Source organism: Pseudomonas sp. H3_E07, from assembly GCF_054668895.1.
This window is the reverse complement of the sequence record NZ_CP162795.1, coordinates 5,277,436-5,295,375: the sequence shown is the minus strand read 5'-3', so window position 1 is coordinate 5,295,375 and position 17,940 is coordinate 5,277,436. Positions and strand designations below refer to the sequence as shown.

At 58.3% G+C, this 17,940-nt stretch carries 20 protein-coding genes and 2 pseudogenes; 1 reads left to right on the top strand and 21 read right to left on the bottom strand.

Features of this window, described 5'->3' with window-relative positions:
* Positions 1–99: 99 nt before the first annotated feature.
* The 13 genes and pseudogenes from AB4O08_RS24560 to AB4O08_RS24500 form a co-directional block, all read right to left on the bottom strand.
* Positions 100–534 (bottom strand): annotated as a pseudogene (locus AB4O08_RS24560) (methyl-accepting chemotaxis protein); the annotation flags it as partial.
* Positions 535–684: 150 nt separating this feature from the next.
* Positions 685–1,323 (bottom strand): annotated as a pseudogene (locus AB4O08_RS24555) (PAS domain-containing protein); the annotation flags it as partial.
* A gap of 239 nt (positions 1,324–1,562) precedes the next feature.
* Complete coding sequence (locus AB4O08_RS24550; protein WP_460114432.1) at positions 1,563–2,336, bottom strand: C40 family peptidase; 774 nt, start codon at positions 2,334–2,336, stop codon at positions 1,563–1,565.
* 769 nt (positions 2,337–3,105) lie between these two features.
* Complete coding sequence (locus AB4O08_RS24545; RefSeq protein ID WP_460114431.1) at positions 3,106–3,858, bottom strand: phage minor tail protein L; 753 nt, start codon at positions 3,856–3,858, stop codon at positions 3,106–3,108.
* Between the two features lie 11 nt (positions 3,859–3,869).
* A complete protein-coding gene (locus AB4O08_RS24540; RefSeq protein WP_457266461.1) occupies positions 3,870–4,208 on the bottom strand; it encodes a phage tail protein in 339 nt (112 codons plus the stop codon).
* Positions 4,208–7,270 (bottom strand): phage tail tape measure protein, encoded by a 3,063-nt coding sequence (locus tag AB4O08_RS24535; protein ID WP_460114430.1) that lies wholly within the window; start codon positions 7,268–7,270, stop codon positions 4,208–4,210. The genes AB4O08_RS24540 and AB4O08_RS24535 overlap by 1 nt, the downstream gene beginning before the upstream one ends.
* A 27-nt stretch (positions 7,271–7,297) precedes the next feature.
* Positions 7,298–7,570 (bottom strand): DUF1799 domain-containing protein, encoded by a 273-nt coding sequence (locus AB4O08_RS24530; protein ID WP_460114429.1) that lies wholly within the window; start codon positions 7,568–7,570, stop codon positions 7,298–7,300.
* A 47-nt stretch (positions 7,571–7,617) separates the two neighbouring features.
* Complete coding sequence (locus tag AB4O08_RS24525; protein WP_460114428.1) at positions 7,618–7,998, bottom strand: phage tail assembly chaperone; 381 nt, start codon at positions 7,996–7,998, stop codon at positions 7,618–7,620.
* 3 nt (positions 7,999–8,001) lie between these two features.
* A complete protein-coding gene (locus tag AB4O08_RS24520) occupies positions 8,002–8,658 on the bottom strand; it encodes a phage tail protein (RefSeq protein ID WP_003218364.1) in 657 nt (218 codons plus the stop codon).
* Positions 8,659–8,745: 87 nt separating this feature from the next.
* The gene (locus tag AB4O08_RS24515) at positions 8,746–9,006 is read right to left on the bottom strand and encodes a hypothetical protein (RefSeq protein WP_460114427.1); all 261 of its coding nucleotides are present in this window, start codon (positions 9,004–9,006) and stop codon (positions 8,746–8,748) included.
* Positions 9,007–9,057: 51 nt separating this feature from the next.
* Positions 9,058–9,474, bottom strand: a complete 417-nt coding sequence (locus AB4O08_RS24510) for a phage tail terminator-like protein (RefSeq protein WP_460114426.1) — start codon at positions 9,472–9,474, stop codon at positions 9,058–9,060.
* On the bottom strand, positions 9,471–10,067 hold the full coding sequence (locus AB4O08_RS24505; RefSeq protein ID WP_460114425.1) for a hypothetical protein: 597 nt from the start codon (positions 10,065–10,067) through the stop codon (positions 9,471–9,473). Before AB4O08_RS24505 ends, AB4O08_RS24510 begins: the two co-directional genes overlap by 4 nt.
* Positions 10,064–10,432, bottom strand: coding sequence for a hypothetical protein (locus AB4O08_RS24500; protein ID WP_460114424.1), 369 nt, complete (start codon positions 10,430–10,432; stop codon positions 10,064–10,066). Before AB4O08_RS24500 ends, AB4O08_RS24505 begins: the two co-directional genes overlap by 4 nt.
* A gap of 49 nt (positions 10,433–10,481) precedes the next feature.
* On the opposite strand from AB4O08_RS24500, the gene AB4O08_RS24495 reads away from it, so the two are divergent.
* The gene (locus tag AB4O08_RS24495) at positions 10,482–10,721 is read left to right on the top strand and encodes a hypothetical protein (protein WP_426160479.1); all 240 of its coding nucleotides are present in this window, start codon (positions 10,482–10,484) and stop codon (positions 10,719–10,721) included.
* On the opposite strand, the gene AB4O08_RS24490 is transcribed toward AB4O08_RS24495, so the two are convergent.
* The 8 genes from AB4O08_RS24490 to AB4O08_RS24455 form a co-directional block, all read right to left on the bottom strand.
* Positions 10,718–11,221 carry a DnaT-like ssDNA-binding protein gene (locus tag AB4O08_RS24490; protein WP_460114423.1) on the bottom strand — a complete coding sequence of 168 codons (504 nt, stop codon included), beginning with the start codon at positions 11,219–11,221 and terminating at the stop codon, positions 10,718–10,720. The two genes, AB4O08_RS24495 and AB4O08_RS24490, sit on opposite strands and share 4 nt — an antisense overlap.
* 58 nt (positions 11,222–11,279) lie before the next feature.
* Positions 11,280–11,861, bottom strand: coding sequence for a hypothetical protein (locus AB4O08_RS24485; protein ID WP_460114422.1), 582 nt, complete (start codon positions 11,859–11,861; stop codon positions 11,280–11,282).
* A 47-nt stretch (positions 11,862–11,908) separates the two neighbouring features.
* A complete protein-coding gene (locus tag AB4O08_RS24480; RefSeq protein ID WP_068936722.1) occupies positions 11,909–12,874 on the bottom strand; it encodes a major capsid protein in 966 nt (321 codons plus the stop codon).
* A gap of 12 nt (positions 12,875–12,886) precedes the next feature.
* Entirely contained in the window at positions 12,887–13,615 is a 729-nt protein-coding gene (locus AB4O08_RS24475) for a hypothetical protein (RefSeq protein WP_032880693.1), read from the bottom strand.
* A gap of 83 nt (positions 13,616–13,698) precedes the next feature.
* Positions 13,699–14,784: a minor capsid protein gene (locus tag AB4O08_RS24470; RefSeq protein ID WP_236320608.1), complete on the bottom strand. Its 1,086-nt coding sequence runs from the start codon at positions 14,782–14,784 to the stop codon at positions 13,699–13,701.
* Positions 14,759–16,177, bottom strand: coding sequence for a DUF4055 domain-containing protein (locus tag AB4O08_RS24465; RefSeq protein WP_236320606.1), 1,419 nt, complete (start codon positions 16,175–16,177; stop codon positions 14,759–14,761). The genes AB4O08_RS24470 and AB4O08_RS24465 overlap by 26 nt, the downstream gene beginning before the upstream one ends.
* Entirely contained in the window at positions 16,174–17,475 is a 1,302-nt protein-coding gene (locus tag AB4O08_RS24460; protein ID WP_460114421.1) for a terminase large subunit domain-containing protein, read from the bottom strand. The genes AB4O08_RS24465 and AB4O08_RS24460 overlap by 4 nt, the downstream gene beginning before the upstream one ends.
* A complete protein-coding gene (locus AB4O08_RS24455) occupies positions 17,462–17,923 on the bottom strand; it encodes a DUF2280 domain-containing protein (protein WP_034135924.1) in 462 nt (153 codons plus the stop codon). Before AB4O08_RS24455 ends, AB4O08_RS24460 begins: the two co-directional genes overlap by 14 nt.
* Positions 17,924–17,940 lie beyond the last annotated feature (17 nt).

The window sequence follows — 17,940 nt, the reverse complement described above, 5'->3', positions numbered from 1 at the left end:
TCGCAAATAGGGCGTATTGGAATGCAGTCCTATTGCAATGATTGCCCACCAGATGAGCGTCAAACCCTCGCTAAACCTTTTAGAGAGCCAACTCAATTGCTAAGCCACTTGTGTAGCGAACCTACCCACCGCATCAACCACTCGCTTGGCGCCATCTTGAATTTCAACAATAACCTGGCCTGCCTGAGTGGCAAGTTCAAGGCCTTGCTCGGCTTGAGATTTGCTATTTGCCATCTCTGCGACGGTTTCATCTACCAGTTTCTGGTTTTGCAGCACAACTGAAGCGATTTCTTCGGTAGCTGTGCTGGTTCTTCCAGCTAGCTGTCGGACCTCATCAGCCACAACGGCAAAGCCTCGACCTTGCTCGCCTGCGCGAGCAGCTTCAATCGCTGCGTTTAAAGCCAAAAGGTTGGTTTGCTGGGCGATACTACTGATTGTCTGAATAATGGAGCTGATCAACAGTGACTGCTTGCCCAGCGCTTCTACTCCACCGGAGGCCGCCTGCATGTCAACGGCAATTTTGCGCATTGTATGCATAGTATCGTTGACTACGACTGCTCCTCGCTGTGCGCTGACATCAGTTTGCTGAGATATTTCAAATGCCGTTTGAGCTGCCCCGCTGACTTCTTGCTCGCGGGCCACCTGATCGGATACTACCGTCGCGAACTTAACCACTTTACAAAGTTTCCCTTCGGTGTCGTAAACCGGGTTATAGGTAGCCTCCAGCCATACCGTTTGGCCGCGGCTGTCTATACGTTCGAATCGGCCAGCAACGAACTCACCCCTGTTCAAAGTTGACCAGAAATCCTTGTACTCTTGGGAGGAAACTTGTTCTGGTTTACAGAAAATACGGTGGTGGCTCCCTTTCGCTTGTCCCAGGCTATAACCCATGGCTTGTAAAAATTGATCGTTTGCCATTAGTACATGTCCAGAGAGATCAAACTCGATTACCGCCGTAGAACGTAATAACGCCTCAATGAATGAAGCATTTTCTGAGGCTTTTTCAACTCGTGACGTAATATTTGTCGCATAGCAAGTGACATGACTCAATTGGCCGCTCGCATCCATGATCGGCTGCCAATGAGCATGAATCCATACCAATGAACCATCAGCATGAAGGTACCTGTAATCGTCAGTTATAGACTTGCCTGCAGCAACTGCTGCTCGGAAGTTATGAAAGCACGGCAATTGGGAGACGTACGGTGGAACAATCTCTGCCATGGCACGACCTAGAAGTCGATCCGGGGGGTACCCCAACGCCGCTCCAAAGTTTTCGTTGCATCCCGTAATTTTAAACGTCGAGTCAATACTCAACGTCAACATTTCACGGCTCAGGCCATCGCGTAGCTGGCGTAGCTCAAACAATTCGCTTTCTTGTGATTGAAGCTGCTTTTTAAGCTTAGCGTTGAACATAGGAAATTGCCTCTCAGGTCATAGCAATCCTATCGGCATCTCCTTGCGCAAATTGAGGGCATCCGAGGAAAAACAGTTTTGCTACGCAAAGCGCAGTTAAACAAAGCCGTTGCGACACTCTGAAGCTGAAGAACTCGATCTCACTGTGCCTATATGGAAACTTTATGGTTCTGCGCATCTTTGTGCCTGAGGATCAGGCGTGTCCGGTCATTCCAAGGGCCGCCGTAGACGATTATCTCGGACGGCCTGCCGTACAGGTGGTGCAGCAGGAACGGGCCAGGTCCGAAAACGCCTGAGTCCTCACCAGGTAGCGACGGATCTGTGCCAAGGTATATGCCAGCGTGGTTCGGGTGAGCCGTCCGGCCAACCTGCATAACGATCATGTCACCGCGTTCCGGCCGGTCGACGCGTACAAAACCGGCCGCATCGTAGTGCTGCTCGTACAGACTTGTGTTGTCCGCGCTCTCCCACCAACCGTCGGTGCGCTGGAAGGCTTCGAACTCCAGGCCCCACTCGCGGGAATACCAATCAGCGCATACCTGCCAGCAATCCCAGGCGCCGTGTACGAACGGCCGATTGAGCAGCGGCGTGCTGCCCGTCGGCGTGATCGTACGCATGTCTCCCTCGGGCCAGGACAAAATGTGCCAGGGCAGCGCCGTGGCCTCGCACATGGCCAAGTCATGCGGTGACGGCCTGCTGGTGGCGTCCGGGTGCGAGTGAACGATGCCGATCACTTCGCCCACGTCTTCCGCCGCGGCGTAGTCCTCTGGATCAAGCCGAAACTCTTCGTTCGGCTCCGTGGCGATGTTCCGGCACGGGAAGTACTTCTGCCTGCGACCGATGGCGAGCAGCAGGCCGCAACATTCTTTCGGATACTGGGCCGCCGCGTGCGCCTGGATGGCGGTGATGATGTGTTTTCGCATTATTCGCGCCCACTAAAAAGGGCGCCGTAGCACCCTTACATTGGTTGTTATCGAGTTGGAGGGGTGAGAACAGCCTTTTCTATCGGCCAGCCCATTCGGATGCGCAGATAAACAATGTTGTACGAGAGGCTGAACTCGTCGGCCCAGTCTGCAATCGTCCTAGTTTCACAGAAAAGAGTTTTCAGATGGTTTGACCGAGTGTTTCTACACTGCTGCTTATGAGTAGCCCATCTGCAGTTGTCGGGTGAATAGCCTTTATTGTTGTCGATACGATCGAGCGACATGCCGTCAGGGCGAACACCCATGTCTTCATAAAAATTGGAGAACTCCAACCAGCGATCGCATACTTTGATTCCCCGAGCGCCGTAGTTTTCATAAGCTGCATGGTTTTTGTTGGAGCATCTTCGGACCATCCCATCCCAAAGCTGATAAGACGGCGTCCCCTCCATTCCGTGCTTGATGCTTCTTGCTCTTGTAAGCTCTTTTGACAGGCAACCGCATGACGTGGACTGGCCGTTTACCAGCGGCCCTGATCGAACAGAGCTCTCTTTCCCGCAATCGCAAACACAATTCCAGTAGGCCCCAGCCTTGCTGGGTTTGTTGGCGTCGCGGCCCACTACAAGTAACCTTCCAAATCTTTCGCCGGCTATATCTCTGACGGGTCGACCCATTTTCACACCCCTACAGTATGAAACCTAACTTGAGGAGCGCAGCAGGCCCGTTAGGTATTGGCTTTTCGGGAGCTACCCTAGCCGCGCAAGTCATTGTATCAACTCCTTGAGATCAGGTTTACTGCAGGAAATCCCCCAAAATTTAGCTCTTCGTTCTCGCCAAATCTGAGTTTGCATGAGGACAGGCACCCCTTACATTCATCCTTCGCTGGATCATCTGTAGGATTGTCTTCGTCATCAAACATCGCTGCCCCCGTGTAGTTACAGTCAGGGCCCCTGTATCCCCCCGTCATGGCCCAGTGGCAGAACGTCGTCATCTGCCGGCCAGGCAGCCCGTGGTTGTCGATCTCGCCTGGGGAGGACAGCTCCCACATCACCACTTCTCCATCCTCGCTGGTTTTCTGGTCGATATACCAGATCTCCAGGCCTTCCTGAGTCGGATCGGCAGTTGGGTTACCTTCGGGGAAGTTGGCCGCATCCAGGTACTGGGCAAGGGTCTCGCGCACCGTCAGCTTGAACTTGAGCATGTCCTCGAAGGCCAGGCAAAGCGCAGTGACACGCCCGTTGACGTTGCCGGCGGCGAACGTCGGCCGAGAGGCGGTACCGTCGCAGCTCGAGGAGATACCCTCAATCTGCACCGGCCAGGCCGCGTACTCCTGGCCCTGCCAGATAATCGACTTGGCGGGTAGATCATCTTCGGAGCCCTCGTAGGCCAGCAATTCCTCTGGCGTATGCGGGATGGCATGACCGTGGAAGCGAAGATAATCGGCGCCGTATTCGGTACCGTCAATTTCGAACAGGCGAATCTCGCCGCCGGGCTCCAGTTTCTGGATGTCCGTGATCAGTGCCATGGGCAGTTATCTCAGGGATGAAAGGTTTGCTGGAAAGTCGCGGTGATTGCGTAGACCTGGCCGCCGCGGTGGACTGGCTTGTAACCGTTGCACTTATAGAGCCCCAGCTCACCGAGGGGCGGCTCCCAGAGGAAGCCCTTCGCCCCTTTGTGCCGGTCTAGGAACGCCATGATGTCCTTGATGCGCCCCTTCAAACCGGTGAAGGTCACCGGCCAGGATTGCGACCGGTTGTTGAGGCCGTCCTCTACCGACTGTTCGTATCCATCGCCGAACTGCTTGGAGCGGACGCGCTGGGCAATATCGCCCTCAGCGCCCTTCTCTATCGCCCAGGTGAATCGTTCGATAGCCATCATCGCCCCTTGATTGCGTTGTTGATCACGCCACCCTGGCGCATGTCCCTACTCCGCAGCTCCTGATACTTCTGCTCAACGAACGTCGCCAGCTCCTTGCCGAAGAGGTCATAGCCAGGCGCGTCAGCGGTTGATGATGCGTTTCCGTCGCCGTCGATATGTACCTCGACATTGATCTGCGTTCCGCCAGCCCCGCCGCCGCCCATTGCCATAACCCCAAGCTTGCCACTCGACGTCCGGGTCAGCGGCATGATCGCCTCCTCACCAGCTTCACCCATGACGCCGGTCTTGCCATTGGCCATGCCAAACGCCGTAGGTTTGCTGACGATGGAGTTAGTGAATGCACCGCCGTCGGCGAACATCTGCACACCGCCCGACCACACGCCGCCCTTGGCTTGCGGGAAGTAGGTGTTGGAGTAGCCGGCCGAAGAGGCGCCGAGGTTTGACGATGTGGCGCCAGCAGACCCAGCAGCCAGCCCATTGCCGCCGCCAGCAGCACTACCTCCGAGGTAGCTTGCCGCCGCGCCCACCAGACTGCCCAGCAATGCGGAGCTGGCTTGGCGGGTCGCGATGCGCGCCATGTCGGCCAGTATCGATTTGGCGAAGTCCGAGAACGACGCCTTACCGGTCATGGCAAAGCTGACGATGGAATCCTCCATGGAACTGAAGGCGTTGCCGAACAGGCTTTTGGTTTGCCCGGCGATGTTGCGCGCCGAATCCAGGTAGTTATCCCAGGCTGCCGTTGCGCCCTTCGTCCAATCGCCCTGAGCATTCTCCACATCCGCATAGTTCTGCCGGATCTGGTCGGTGGCGGCCTTGTTCGCGTCTACGAGCGCCTGCGACTTGCGCTTGAACTCTTCCTCCGACATGTTTCGGGACGGATCGGACTTCTGGTTGGCCAACTCCAGCAACTGCTGAGCGAACCGATCTTGCTGGCTGTTCAGCTCACCGCTGAGTGCGTTCTGGCGATCGCCCTGCCCAACGCCGATAACTGCACGTTGGCCGGCAAGCTCCAGGGCGCGCTGTTGTTGCCCGAGCGCCTGCACATATGTGCTGATCGCCCGCTCCTGCTTGGCGAGTCGCCCAGTCTCGTTGGTCGCCAACACCTCAAGCTGGCTGTCGGCATCCTTCTGCGCCTTGACCATCCCTGCGCGCGCGTCGGCGATCTTCTGGTCCAGCTGGATGCTTTGCGCAGCCGAAGTGGACTTCTTGCCCTTGGCGGCCTCAAGCGCCGCAATCTCTGCTTCGTAGGCTGCCGTTGTCTGGTCGAGCTGATTCCCGATCAGCGCCTGGCGCCGCAGCAGATAGTCTTCCTCGGACAGCAGGCCAGCCTTTTGCGCCGCTTCCAGTTCCTTCTGGTAGTTTTTGTAGGTGTCGGTGATCGCCGCCAGGTCGTTTTTGGCGTTGTTGAAACTGGTCAAATCGACCTGGGCACCAGCGACTTTCGGGTCTTTGAACTTGTCGTTGATATTGGCAATGTTTTTATCGACCGTGGCTTGGGCCAGGCGCGGGTCGTTCGGCGCTACCTTGCGGATATCGTCGAGTTGTTTTTTGTAGTCCTTGAGCGCATCGGCTCGTTTCTGCTCATTCGTCCAGGATGATTTCGTCAGAGCATCAATCTTTGCCATGGACGACAGTGCTTCGCCCTGGGCCTTGGCCTGCTCACCCTCCCACTTAGCGATATCGGCCTGGGCCGCTTTCTCGTCCTCCAGCATGTTCAGACGGTTCTGCCGGAACTCTATCAGTGCATCCTTGGACTTCTTGTTCTGGAACAAACCGTCCATGCTCTGCGCTTCAAGAAGGTCAGCTTTCGCGCTTTCGATGTCCGAATTGATGTCGCGTCGGCCGATATTTTTGATGCCGTCAGCAGCGTGCGCGACTGCGTTGTACGCCTTTTCCCAAAGGCTTAGGTTCGCCAGAATCTTTGGAGTGCGCTCATTTATCGCATCAGCATAAGTATCGGTTGCGAGCTTTACCGCTGCGGCGTGATCGCCTTGCTTCTCCAGAGCGACGATTTGGGAGTAAACCGAGGCAGTTAGGTAATGGTACTGCTCGTTCAGCGCTGCGGATGCCTTTACCGGATCGTCAGCAAGTTTGACGAACTCGGATACCGTCTCGCTGACGGCTTTACCGGTCGCCTCCTGCATCGAAACGGCGGCCTGGGTAATGCCAGCAAAACTCTCGCCGGCGATCTTGCCGTTATCCGCCAGTAACGCCAGGACGGCTGCGGCCTGGCCGGTTGTTCCTACTGTTGCGCTGACCTGGCGCGCCATATCGCCCAACTGACCAGCACTTAAGCCCGCGTAGTTGCCGGTCAGGATGAGCGACTTGTTGTAGCTGTCCTGCTCTTCGCTGCCTTTGTGGTAGGCATATGCCAGGCCGCCCACGGCTGCGGTAGCCAAGGCCAGCGGCGCCAGGATGGCGAGTAGGCCGGCAGCGCCGGCACCAGCTCCGGCACCCAACTGAGCTACTGCGCGAACGCCGCTGCCCCAATCACCCGACGACAGCGCGTTACCAAGCTGAACTACGTTTTCCTGAGCCTGGCGGGTGCCGAGACGCAGTTTGTCGAAACCGGTGGCGGTCTTTTCGAGCTTGGCGTAATCCTTATCGATCTTGCCCAGAGCGCTGTTGTATTGGTCCTGGCTGATCCGCCCGGCATCCAGGTGTTTGCCAAGCTGCTCGACCTGCGTGTCCAGTTTGGCGAGTGCAGCGCGAGCTGGGTCAATGGCACCCAGCAGGCTGTTCAGAGCCTTCTGTTCGTCGAGGGCAGACTTGGCCAAGGCGATCTGCTGCTTATCGAGCTGAGCCGAGATCTTCGCCGCCTCGGCCTCGCCATAGGCGCCGGTCTTGGTCAGGTTGGCGAGGGCGTCACGCTGCTTTGCCAGGTCCTGGGTGGTCTTGGCGCTGGTGGAAAGCGATTTCTCCAGCGCCTGCATTTCGTTCATCAGGGAAACGGCGGACTGCTCGGCCCGGCCGCCGGCCTTCGCCATTTCATCCAGACTCGTTTTTGCCTGGATTGCATCGGCCGAATCGATCTTGACGCCGAGTTCTGCAATGTTCATCGACTCACCTTGAATAAGTGCCCGTGGTTACGGGCTGTTTTCCCTTTCCTCCGCCATAACGCGCAGGGCTTCGCCTTCCAGCACCTGAAGGTCAGGGAAGATTTCAGCGAGTTTCTTTTTCTTGATGCCGAGGAATCCGGCCACGTCGCGAATGCTGCTGTAGTCGAGGCCGATAGCGCCGCCGGTGCCTGCTCGCCACTGGGTGGACATGCGATTGAACAGGAGGAACGCCGGCCAGTTGCAGGGCCAGACCTCGACCACCTCTTCAAGGTCGCCCGGGGCAAGCCCGAACAGGCCCATCAGCTCAATAGGTGCCGCCGGCGCGTACAGTGCGCGGGCGGCGTCCGTCAGTTTCCCAGCCGGGCCTGATTGAACGCGTTCTGGTAGGCATTCACGACCGACTCAGCAGCACCCTGGCAGGACGTCACCAGCGCACGAATGCTCTTGTCGTCGAACTTGTCATCGAAGCCCCAGCCGACCACCAGGTCCTTGATCTGTTGCGACTGCTGCTCAGTGTCAGCAGCAACGATTTCGGAAAGCGTTGGGCTTTCGCCCAAGGCGGTCCGAGCTTCATCGCGCTTCAGATTCCACTCATCAAACAGAGCGGCAAGCCCAGGGCGATCCCGATACTTAAAGGTGAACTCGATTTTCTCGGGATCACCTCCAACAATCGGAATCGACACGAAGGCCTTAAACGTTGGGTTTTGGGCGATTCTGATCTTTGCCATGGGTTACGCCACCGCAGTCAGGTAACGGGTCGGCTCGCCCTGCAGCGCCAGGTTGACGGTGCGGGTCAGCAAGTTGCTGCGGGACACGGTCGGCTGGTTGGAGAACGAGGTGAAGGCACCGTAGAACAGCGTGTCGTTGCCCGGCAGGTTCAGGCGCGCAGCCTGGATGGTCTGGCTGGCATCCGCTGCGCGCAGGATGGCGTTGAACGCCTGGCCCGGGTCGTCAGCAATGGTCAGCGCCAAGCTGGCCGCTGCTTTGTCGGTTGGCATCTGGCGGCCCTGCTTGTCTTCCAGGAACACCACGTCCAGATAGTTCTGGGTGCCACCGGCGAAAGCCACGTCAGTGATTTGCGGAATCTGCACCCAGGTCAGCACCTTCTTCAGCGAGCCGATGCCGGAGCCAGCCGGGTAGACCTGCACGTCGGTGGTGTCGATGCCTTCGAGGGTGATGGCGGTGGCAGTGGCAGCTTTCACACGCACAACCCGATTACCCAGGCGAGTCCAGCCAGAGGTGACAATCACGATGTCGCCAGCAGCGAGCGTACCGCCAGTTACAGTGGCCACAGCCTCAGCCGCGTTGCTCAGTGCCGAAAACGGGATGTCCGGGCCATAGGTGGCACCGTGCTGGAAGGTGCCGCCGTCCGGAATTTTGTAGCCCATGGGTATTTCCTCTTTGCAGATGTGAAAAAACCCGCTCAATGGCGGGTTCTTGGGATTGCCCAATGGGCGAATTATTTGGCGGTTACGTTATTCAGGATTACGGCAGTCTTGATAAGCCTCAAGAGGCAGCCCAGATTTGGAACCAATGACGACGCCGGTAAGGCCGCAGGAAGGACAACAGGCATGCTTTTCCAGATACCACTTCGTAATTTGACTCGGCGTAGACCATTCCCCGCACGCAGTGCAGATGCACTTGTCGCTGGCAATAATCTCGTCGCGGTTGTTCCAGGCGTGATCATCTGCTGACTCATCCAGCCACTGTAATCGCGCTTTTGTATCTTCATCCATGGTGACGCCCCTACCTACCCATTTACGTGGAGCGATTCTAGCGCGAGCCGCTCAATTGGTGTCGGCTCGGTACAAGAACGAGACTGGAATGGTGTAGGTGGAATCACCGGTGATGCCAGGGCCCGGGTCGACTGGCGACATGGTCACCACGGTGACCGAGCCCTTCGTGTCCCTGGCGTATAGCGGGAACAAGCCGACCAGCTCGACCGCAATGGGGTTCGTCTTGGTCTTGCCAGTGCCCGCCGGCGCGATGATGCTTACCTGGAACACTCCGGTGAACAGCCGGTGATCGCCGCCGAGCGTGTTACTCGCGGTGTCGCCTGGGATCGTGAACGCCCGCAGGTAGGTTTCGCCCGCCGCTGGCGTGTAGGCCGTGTTCTCGAAAACGATCTTAAGCTTCTCCGACCTGACAGCATTCCAGGCGATCAACTTGGCCTCATAGATCGAGGCGATGATTGCGTGACTCATACCTGGTTGTTCCTGATGGCCTCCAGCACGATCTGCTGGAAGCGAGCGACGGTTACCCGGACCATGCCGCCAGGGGCCTGGGTGGAATGGCCGAACTCCAGCGGGATGGCATAGGGCAAGTTGTTGATGATGTAGGCCATCTGGCCGACGGTGAAGTCACTCATCGCAGCGACCAGAGCAGCAGTGGTTTCGGCTCCGCTCGGGTCTACCTCGTCAAAAGTGACGTTCTCGACCACGCCGAGCGAGATGTGCCAGTTCGCGCGGAACCGGCCACCGACGTAGCCCTCGGGCGCTTTTACGTCCATGCCGTCGTTGAGCTTACGGCCCTTCTTCAGCCTGCCACCCTTCGTGAGGTTGGCCGGATCACTGCGCAGCGTGCTGTTGTGATCGTCGACGGCCTTGTTGTACTGGGTGGCCACTGCGTTCTGCGCCCAGATCTCCGGGTTACCCTCGGGAGACATGCGGATCAGGCTGCTTCCGACCTCGATGATGATTTCACGCACGCCTGCGTCGATGGCTTCGCTGGCCTGGGTTGCGAACTCAGCCAGACTCAGGGCAAAGCTGCCGGACTGCCCGGCGCCCGCCCGACTCACGACCGCACCTGCAGCTCATATAGGATCGGCGTGCCGGCCGGGTTGACCTCTTTCAGCGGCGGAACGATTGACCAGGTGCGGCCCTGGGCGACGACCTTGTCGAGCAAGCCGGGCACCCACGCCAAACTCTGCGCGGCGATCTTGAGCTTTTTATCGCCCTGCCGGATGAGGCTGTTGTTTTGAAATTCTTGGCCGGTGAAGTCGAGCAGGATGCCCTGGGCGATGTGCTCTATGGGCACGCCCGGCGCTTCGCCGCCGATATCCGGGTCGTAGTCGCCCGGTTCAGTCTTGCTGATGGTCACGGGCTGTCCAAACTCTGTGATCATATCCAGAGCCATCACGGCCATTTCGTCGTAGAAGGTCATGGTGATACCTTTATCACTTAACAAAGACAAACCTAAAAGGATTGAGGCGATGAAGGATTTGAAACTAGAGCAGGAAGACGAAGCTATTGCCAAAATTGCACGAGGGGCGCTGGGAAACTATGCGAATGCAAAATGGCGAGACAGCTCAGACGAGGAATATAGGAACCGTATCTCCAAGGTTGGAGTAAAGGAGTTCGTTGAGGGGTTTCTTGAATCCAATTCAGGTATCGGGCTACCTCCATCAGCTCAAAAACAGGACTATTTAGAACAACAGGCGAGACTCATCTAAGCCCGGACAGCGAACAGTCCGCGCTTTTGTAGGTAGTCGGCAAACTGCGTGGCGCTCGGCCGATCCGGTGCCGCCGGCAACAGCCGGTTGCTGGTGGACGGGATAGCCGCGTACTGCCGCGTTACAGCCCCTTCAACACGATCCAGCAAGACAGCGCCTTTGCGCTTCTCTACCGGATCGATATCGTCCTGATGAATCTCTGCAGCCAGGGCCATCTGCCCGTACTGGATCCGCGCCGGAAGGTAGTTGTTCGGCTTGATCTCATGATCCAGAAGCACTTCCCGGCGCGGCCAGGACAGGCCCTGCTCGCTACTGTTTTTGCGCCCCTTCCACGTCATGCCATCCATCGCCAAGGCGGCCCGGCGTAGCAACGCTTCCTGCGCTGGAACACCCTCAGGAATGACCGTGCCGAATTTAACGGCATACATGGCCAACTCATCGGCGCTCGCATAGCTTTCGGCGTCTGGCTTGCCGGTGCCGTCCTCGATGATCAGTGTCATGCGTCAACTCGCTGGATGGTTTGAAGATTGGCCGCCGGATCACCGACAACCAGCAGTATTACTCCTTGGGCAGCTCAGCGACGAGCTTTTCCAGGGATTCTTTCGAGGCGTTGGCCCGGTACTGGACGTTGGCTTCGTCGAGCTTTGCTTTGAGCGCCGTGATTTCACCGGCCTCATCACCAGGTGCGGCAGCGCCCTTCTTGAGCGATTCGATCTCACCGCGCAGCGCATCGATCGTCAGCAGCAAGCCGTCACGCTCAGTGGTCAACTCACCAACCGAAGCATGGATGGCGCCCAGCACTTCAAACAAGCGAAACGCCAGGTCGCCGGACTCTGGACGATGGATTTCGCCAGCTTCAATGCCGTCAACAAGGATCTGGATCGATCCATGCTCAGCACGCAAAGCCGCGATCACCTTTTCCAGTTCGGCTTGGTTGCCCGCACCAACAATCTGCACCCGCTTGGCTTCCTTCACCGACACATCGATGCCGGCTGCATCGTACGCATTGACCACGCTCGGCCAATCGCCAATCACCAGCACGCTGGTCACGCCGGCTTCGGGCTTATCGAAGTGTTCCGGATTGCGGTAACGCTTCTCCGGGTCGAAGCCGCTCAGTTGGTTGCTGTAAGTCAGTTCCATGTGTTTCTCCAATGCGGCCATTGCTGACCGCGCGCTGAGTTTGAGGCTTAACCGCCAGTAACAGGAGCCGTTGCGGTCAGCGTGATCATCACGCCGGCGGTGACCTTGTTGCTGCCCGCGTGCTTGACCCAGTTGGCAGCCGAGCCGACGGCAGCAAGGGTTGGGTTGGAACCGCCAGTGGTGGCTTTCCAGCTATAACCCAGCACATCGATGTTCACGGTGCCTTCCGCGCGGTAGCCGATGCTCAGGTTTTCTTCGTCGTTCACTTCGTAGGAACGGAAGCCCGGGGCCTGCGACTCGGTGATGGTTACGGCGTTTGGCAGCAGGCCAAAGATCACATCCGCCGGCGCGGTGTCGGTCACCAGTACAGGCTTGCCCAGAGTGCCCGGCAGGCCGCCGTAGATCACAACGCCAGCTTCTTCGTAGATCTTGTTGGTGATGGCTTCGTCGACGATGTCGAAGTAGGCGCTGGAGTGCATGACCCACAGAGCAATACGGCCGAACTTGTCGCCGAACTTGCGCATACCGCGAGTCAGCGTCTTCTTGCCATCGGTTTCGATGTTGGCCGAAACCACCATGTCAGCGTTGGAGCCAATGGCGGCACGCAGGCCAGCAGTTGCGTACTGGATGAAGCCTTCCAGGGTCGCATCAGCGACGTCGGCGCCGACAATCTGGGAGAACTCCTCGACCGGACGACCGCGGCGCTTGAATGCCTCTTCGGTGGTCTGGTACGGACCGTACTTCCATGGAGCCTTGACGCCCACAGCTTCGCCGGCGGAGATCTTCTTGGCAGTTACCTTGCCGTCAGAGTTGACGTCGCGGTGTTCCAGCGAGCCGTTCAGCTTGTAGAGCGCACGCTTACGGAAGTCGCCTTCGATCAGCTCGTTATCCAGCACCATCGCGCCGTTGGACGACGCGTTGAACACATCCAGGTTGTCCTGGACACGCTCTAGGTATGCAGTTTGCGCCTCATCGTTATAGATGATCAGGTCGCTGTTAACGGTTGTAGCCATGGGTCAATCCCCTTACTTGGGCAATGCGAGATATGCGGTTTGGCCGTGCTTGCGCTGAAAATCACGCTTCTGCTCGGAGGTCATTTCGGAGCGCTTGAATGCAGCCTTGCCGCCACCCCCGCCCGGGGCAAATGTCCCTGAGGCCCTTGGCCACAGATGAGGTGCGCTTTCGCGCAGAGATTCCGCCCATTCGAGCGGAGTCAGAGGGGTCTTGCCGTCTTTACCGAGGATGACCTGGCCAGATTCATCAACGGCGACCGCATCGCCATCTTCGTTGAGGGTGAACACGCCTTTGGCGCGCAGGATGATGTCGTCTGTTGCTTCCGGCAGCGCGCCGGCCTTAAGTGCTGCGCCGCGTACCGAGTCGCCCAGGACTTTGCCCTGGAACTTGGCAGCGAAAGATTCAGCCTTCTCAGCGCGCTCGCTGATGGTCTTCAACTGCTTGTCGTAGTCACCGCGCAGGCGCTCAGTGCGGCGGTTGAAGACCTCGTCCACCTTGCCCTCGGTCAGCAGCTTGGTTTCTTCGTCCTGGCCAGCACGACTGAGCAGGCCTTTGACTGCGTCGATGTCGATGCCTTCAAACTGGGTTTCGAACTGGGTCAGCTTGCCGGATGTTTCCTTCAGCTTACCCAGCAGCTCCGAGTTCTTGGTTTTCAATCCGGAAACGGATGCTTCAACGGCAGTCGCGATAGCGGCCTTGATTGCCGGGTTTTCCAGGTCGATTTCGTTTTCGTCTGCCACGTTGATGCACCCCTTGGGTATGTTTTGCCCGCCTGACGGACATAAAAAAACCGGCTCAAGGCCGGCTGAATGAATGTGTTCGGTTAAATTCCGGCGCGTTCGAACGCCAAAGGCTCCAAGCCCTTCATCTGTTTCAGTGTTAGCGGCGAGAAGTTGCGGTCCAGTTGCAGTTCGGCGAAGCGCTCCACCGTCAACCCGCCCTCCCGGAACAGCTTGGCCCGGACTGGGCCGATAGCAACGTCCTGGAACGCAGCCGGCTGCTGCTGGAGCCAGTGGTAATAATCGAGGTCTGCACTTACCTGCTGGCCGCCATTGGCACCTACTGAGGCACGGGTAGCGCCCTTGGCGAACATGGCACTGAGCTTGGTCAGCAGGATGAAGGTGGTGCGGCAGTTTGGATGGAACGGCGGCCTTGGGCCGGAATCCACTGGAAACTTACGTTTGTCCATCGAGCGGCATTGCTGGCTTGTCTTGCTGTCTAGCGTTGCCACCATCTGGATTTCTTCGACGATATCCGTGTTGGCCTTGGCCACCTCCATCCGCGCCTGGGCAGACACATGCTGAATGGCGGTATGCACGACGGTGCTGGCATTGCGATTGGTGGTAGCGAGTATCCCGTCCTTGTAGCCGGCAGCCTTGGTGCCGCGAATATTGCGGATGATCTGGAAGTTCGTCTGCCCTTCAAAGAAGCCTTGCCGGATGGTGCCGGTGACGCGCTCTCGCTCTGCACCGGTCCAACCCTTGATGAAGGCCTTCAGCAGCTTCCCGCCGCCTGTGCCGCGCACACTGAGTGGATTCGTCAGCACTGCCGAACGGATCGCAGCAGCCGTTGGTGCGACCACATCGAGCGACACGCCAACCGGCGCCGACCTGGCAAGGTTTGTCGCCTCAAATTCGGCCTCGTAGTTGGCGATGTCCACCAGGTCCAGGTTCAGTTGCGCGCTGTAGCGGTCGAGGATGCCCAGCAGCAGGCTATCCACTTCCTTCAGCAACGCTTCCAGGCGCTTGACGTTGTACTCGCTCAGGTCCGACTGGGTCAGCCGATCCCGTATAGATCGGTCAATCTCCTTGAGGAAGGGTGCAAACTTGCCCACCTCCCCCGCCTTGAGCTTTTCGAGGAAGACCGCGTGCCGGATCGTGGCGTCAAGGATTGCTTGGTTTGCGGCCATTTGGTTTGTCCTCATCGTCCAGACCTAGACCGTCGCCCTGCTCCTGCAATTCGCCGTCGATCTGCAGGTCTGTACGCTCTGGCGCAATCAGGCCCAGCTTGCGCAGGTAGGCCCGAAGGTCTGCCTTGGCGAAGCCGCCTTGCTGCCACAAGCCAACCAAGGCCGTGATCATCTGCGGATCAGCCGTGAGTTCGACGAACTCCTGATTCACTTGGTAGGCGACCTTCTTGTCAGCAATGCCCATGTAGGCGCAGCACCACATGATCGCCCGGGTGTAGGCCTCGCTGACGTTTGCCACGCAGCCGGCCAGAACCGAAGTAGATGCCGACTGATCGCCGCGGGACTCCGTTGCGGTCTTGGCGGTCAGTGACGCCACCACCATCCGGGCACCCAGTTCGATCATCATCTGATTCTTGTCGGCCATAGCCTCCTTGACCAAAGTGTTCGGCAATGGTTGCGCGTAGCCGAACTGGCCACCGGACGGCAGCATCATCGGCGCCCTGGAGCCGACATAGACGCCGTTCTTCTCCATCCAGTCGCGCCACTGCTCGTCCAAGCCAGAGATCCACGGCTGGGCCTGGCCGCACCAGAAGACGCTGTCTTCGTAATCGGCACTGTTCCGGTAATGGCCCAGGTTGATCATGGCGATGTCATACAGCGGCGACTCGTCGATGCTTGGGTCGTTGTTCTGCGCGCCGACGAAGGTGAAAGGGATCTCCTTGAGACGCCCTGTGACGCCTTCCGGCCTGAACTCTTCGATGACCGCCAGCGGCCCGCCACCTTTCGGCCCGGACCGGCGCCAAACACGACAAACGAAACCGTCGTCCTCAAGCGCCAGTTCCCGGTACTGCTCAGCTGTCTTGTAACCGAAGCCATCAGGAATCTCCGGAGACTCGCGCAACACCACCAGCGTCAGCACGCTGTGACCGTTCACCATGCCCGTGCGCCAGTTGATGATGTCTTCGGCGCAATAGGACAGGATCACCGAGTGACCGCCAATGCCGTCATCCTGGTGATAGTCGACGTATAGGCCGTGGCGGCCAGCTTCAAGCACCTTCTCCAGCGTGCCCTGCGAGTGCTGGTAGATGCTCACACCGGAGCCGTTGGCATTGTCCTGCAGGTATTCCAGCTTCTTCGGTACCGTGAGCGTCGGGTCTTTATGAAAGGCCAGGCCCAACAGCCCGTTACGGGTGTGCCCGGTGGCGTTCTTGAACACCGCCCGCTCGCGGTAAGCACGGTTCCGGTCTTCGTTCTCCGGCGACTTGTCGTGCGCGTTGATGTACGGCAGCCGATCGACTACCCGGTGCTGGCCCGCGCAGACGTCGCGAACGGTCGCCCAACGGTCCAGCACTGCCGTGTATTCCGCCCGCTTGAAGGAGACGTCGTTGCTCATCGGGCGTATCCCATTTTGATAGCGGTGACCGGTTTGATGGTCGGGTACTCGCGGTGGATGAAGTAGCCGCCGGCGTCGTTCGCGTGATCGATGCCGGCGGTTTTATCTGGCTCCCCGTTCGCGCCCCACACCTGCTGTTCCAGGCCATCGGCGTAGGTCGGACAGGTGAACGGATTGACCAGGTAGCGGCGCTCGCCCTGCGCATTGCAGAAGACGGCGTTCATTGCGTTGATTCGGTCCTTCACCGGCGGGTTTGCCGCTGGAGCAATGACCGCGAACCCAGCCTGCTTGAGCATGGCCAAGTCAGTGATGCTTGCGTTTATGGACTTGCGTGAATCGCCCGAGGCGTCCGGGTAGATCCTGATCTCGCACGTTTTCTTGAAGTCGTTGCCGTCGTGCTGCCAGTAGCGCTCCTTGATGCGGCGGATCATGTCGGGCGTGTCATACCCGTCGATCAGCTCATCCACGGCCCTGGGCAACCCTTGTTCGCGCTTGACGTGAGTGATCGCCGCCATCTTACCGACGTTGAAGTCCATCCCAATGAACAGCGGCTCGCCAGGCTGCACGGTATCGAAGCACCCGTTGAGCTTGCGGTCGTAGGCCGTGTAAATCGTGCCGGACGTAAGGTTGACGAACTGCCCACGGAGATAGGCTTGAATCAATTGCGGCGGATACGACTCCATCAACGATGCGATGTAGTCATCCGGCAGGTTCAGCTCGTTATCGAACGTACTGGCCTGCACCAGGCCGTAAATGCCGTTCAGCGCCGGTTTGTCACGCAGTTGCTTCACGAACTGCTGGTAGACGAACTTGAAGCCTTCCGGCGTCGTGGTTACGTCCACGCCGTTCTTCAGCCCGGGCAAGTTGTAACGCATCCGCGCAATGATCTTGCGCCAGGCCTGCTGAGCCTTCAGCAAGCTCATCACGTCCAGCTCATCTACCAGTGCCTGGCCGATCTTGAAACCCACGATGGTCTGCGGCTTCTCCATCGACCGGCAAATCACAGTGCCGCGATACTGCCGTCCGCTGTAGATGTGAACTTCATGGTTCGCCTGGTTGATCTTGGTCTTCAATCCCCAGTCGTAAGCCACCTCATCCATAGTCGGATAGAAGATGTCCCGGATCTGCGGGTAAGTCGGTGCAAAGTAACCAGCGTTGACGCCGGGCCACTCCATGAAGTGTTTGCTCAGTACCGAGCATCCCACCCAGGTCTTGCCTGAGCCGAATCCGGCAACGAACGCACGGAATTTATGAGGCAGCGTGAGGAACTGAGCCTGCGGAACGTTAAGGCTCGGCATTCGGCTTCCTCGCATCCACCACATCGACCTGGATGCGGGTCGGGATCACAGGTTCATCGCCCGCCTCTTCCTTCCTGGCCCGGTTGACGTAGATGTCACCGGTTTCTTTCGCGGCCTGTTCGAGGATCTGCATAGCTAAACCGATGTTCTTCATCGTCTCAGCCTTCTCCACGAAGCGGTTCATGGCTCGAAGGCGGAAGGCGCGGTTGGCTATCGGGATATCTACTGTCTCTTCCCTGAATCGCTTGCGACACTCTTCAAAAAACGTCTTCCACTTCTGCCCGAGGTCACGACCGGAATACTTGGTTGGGTCGTATCGCTCACACAGTTGGCGGGATACCTCGATGCCGTATTGCTCCTTGACGGCCTGACAAACCTGACTGGGGGTATCGAAGCAGGCCAGGGCTTGGACAATAAAGGCCTTCACCTCATCTTTCAGGGCTGCCATAGATTCATTTTCCGTCA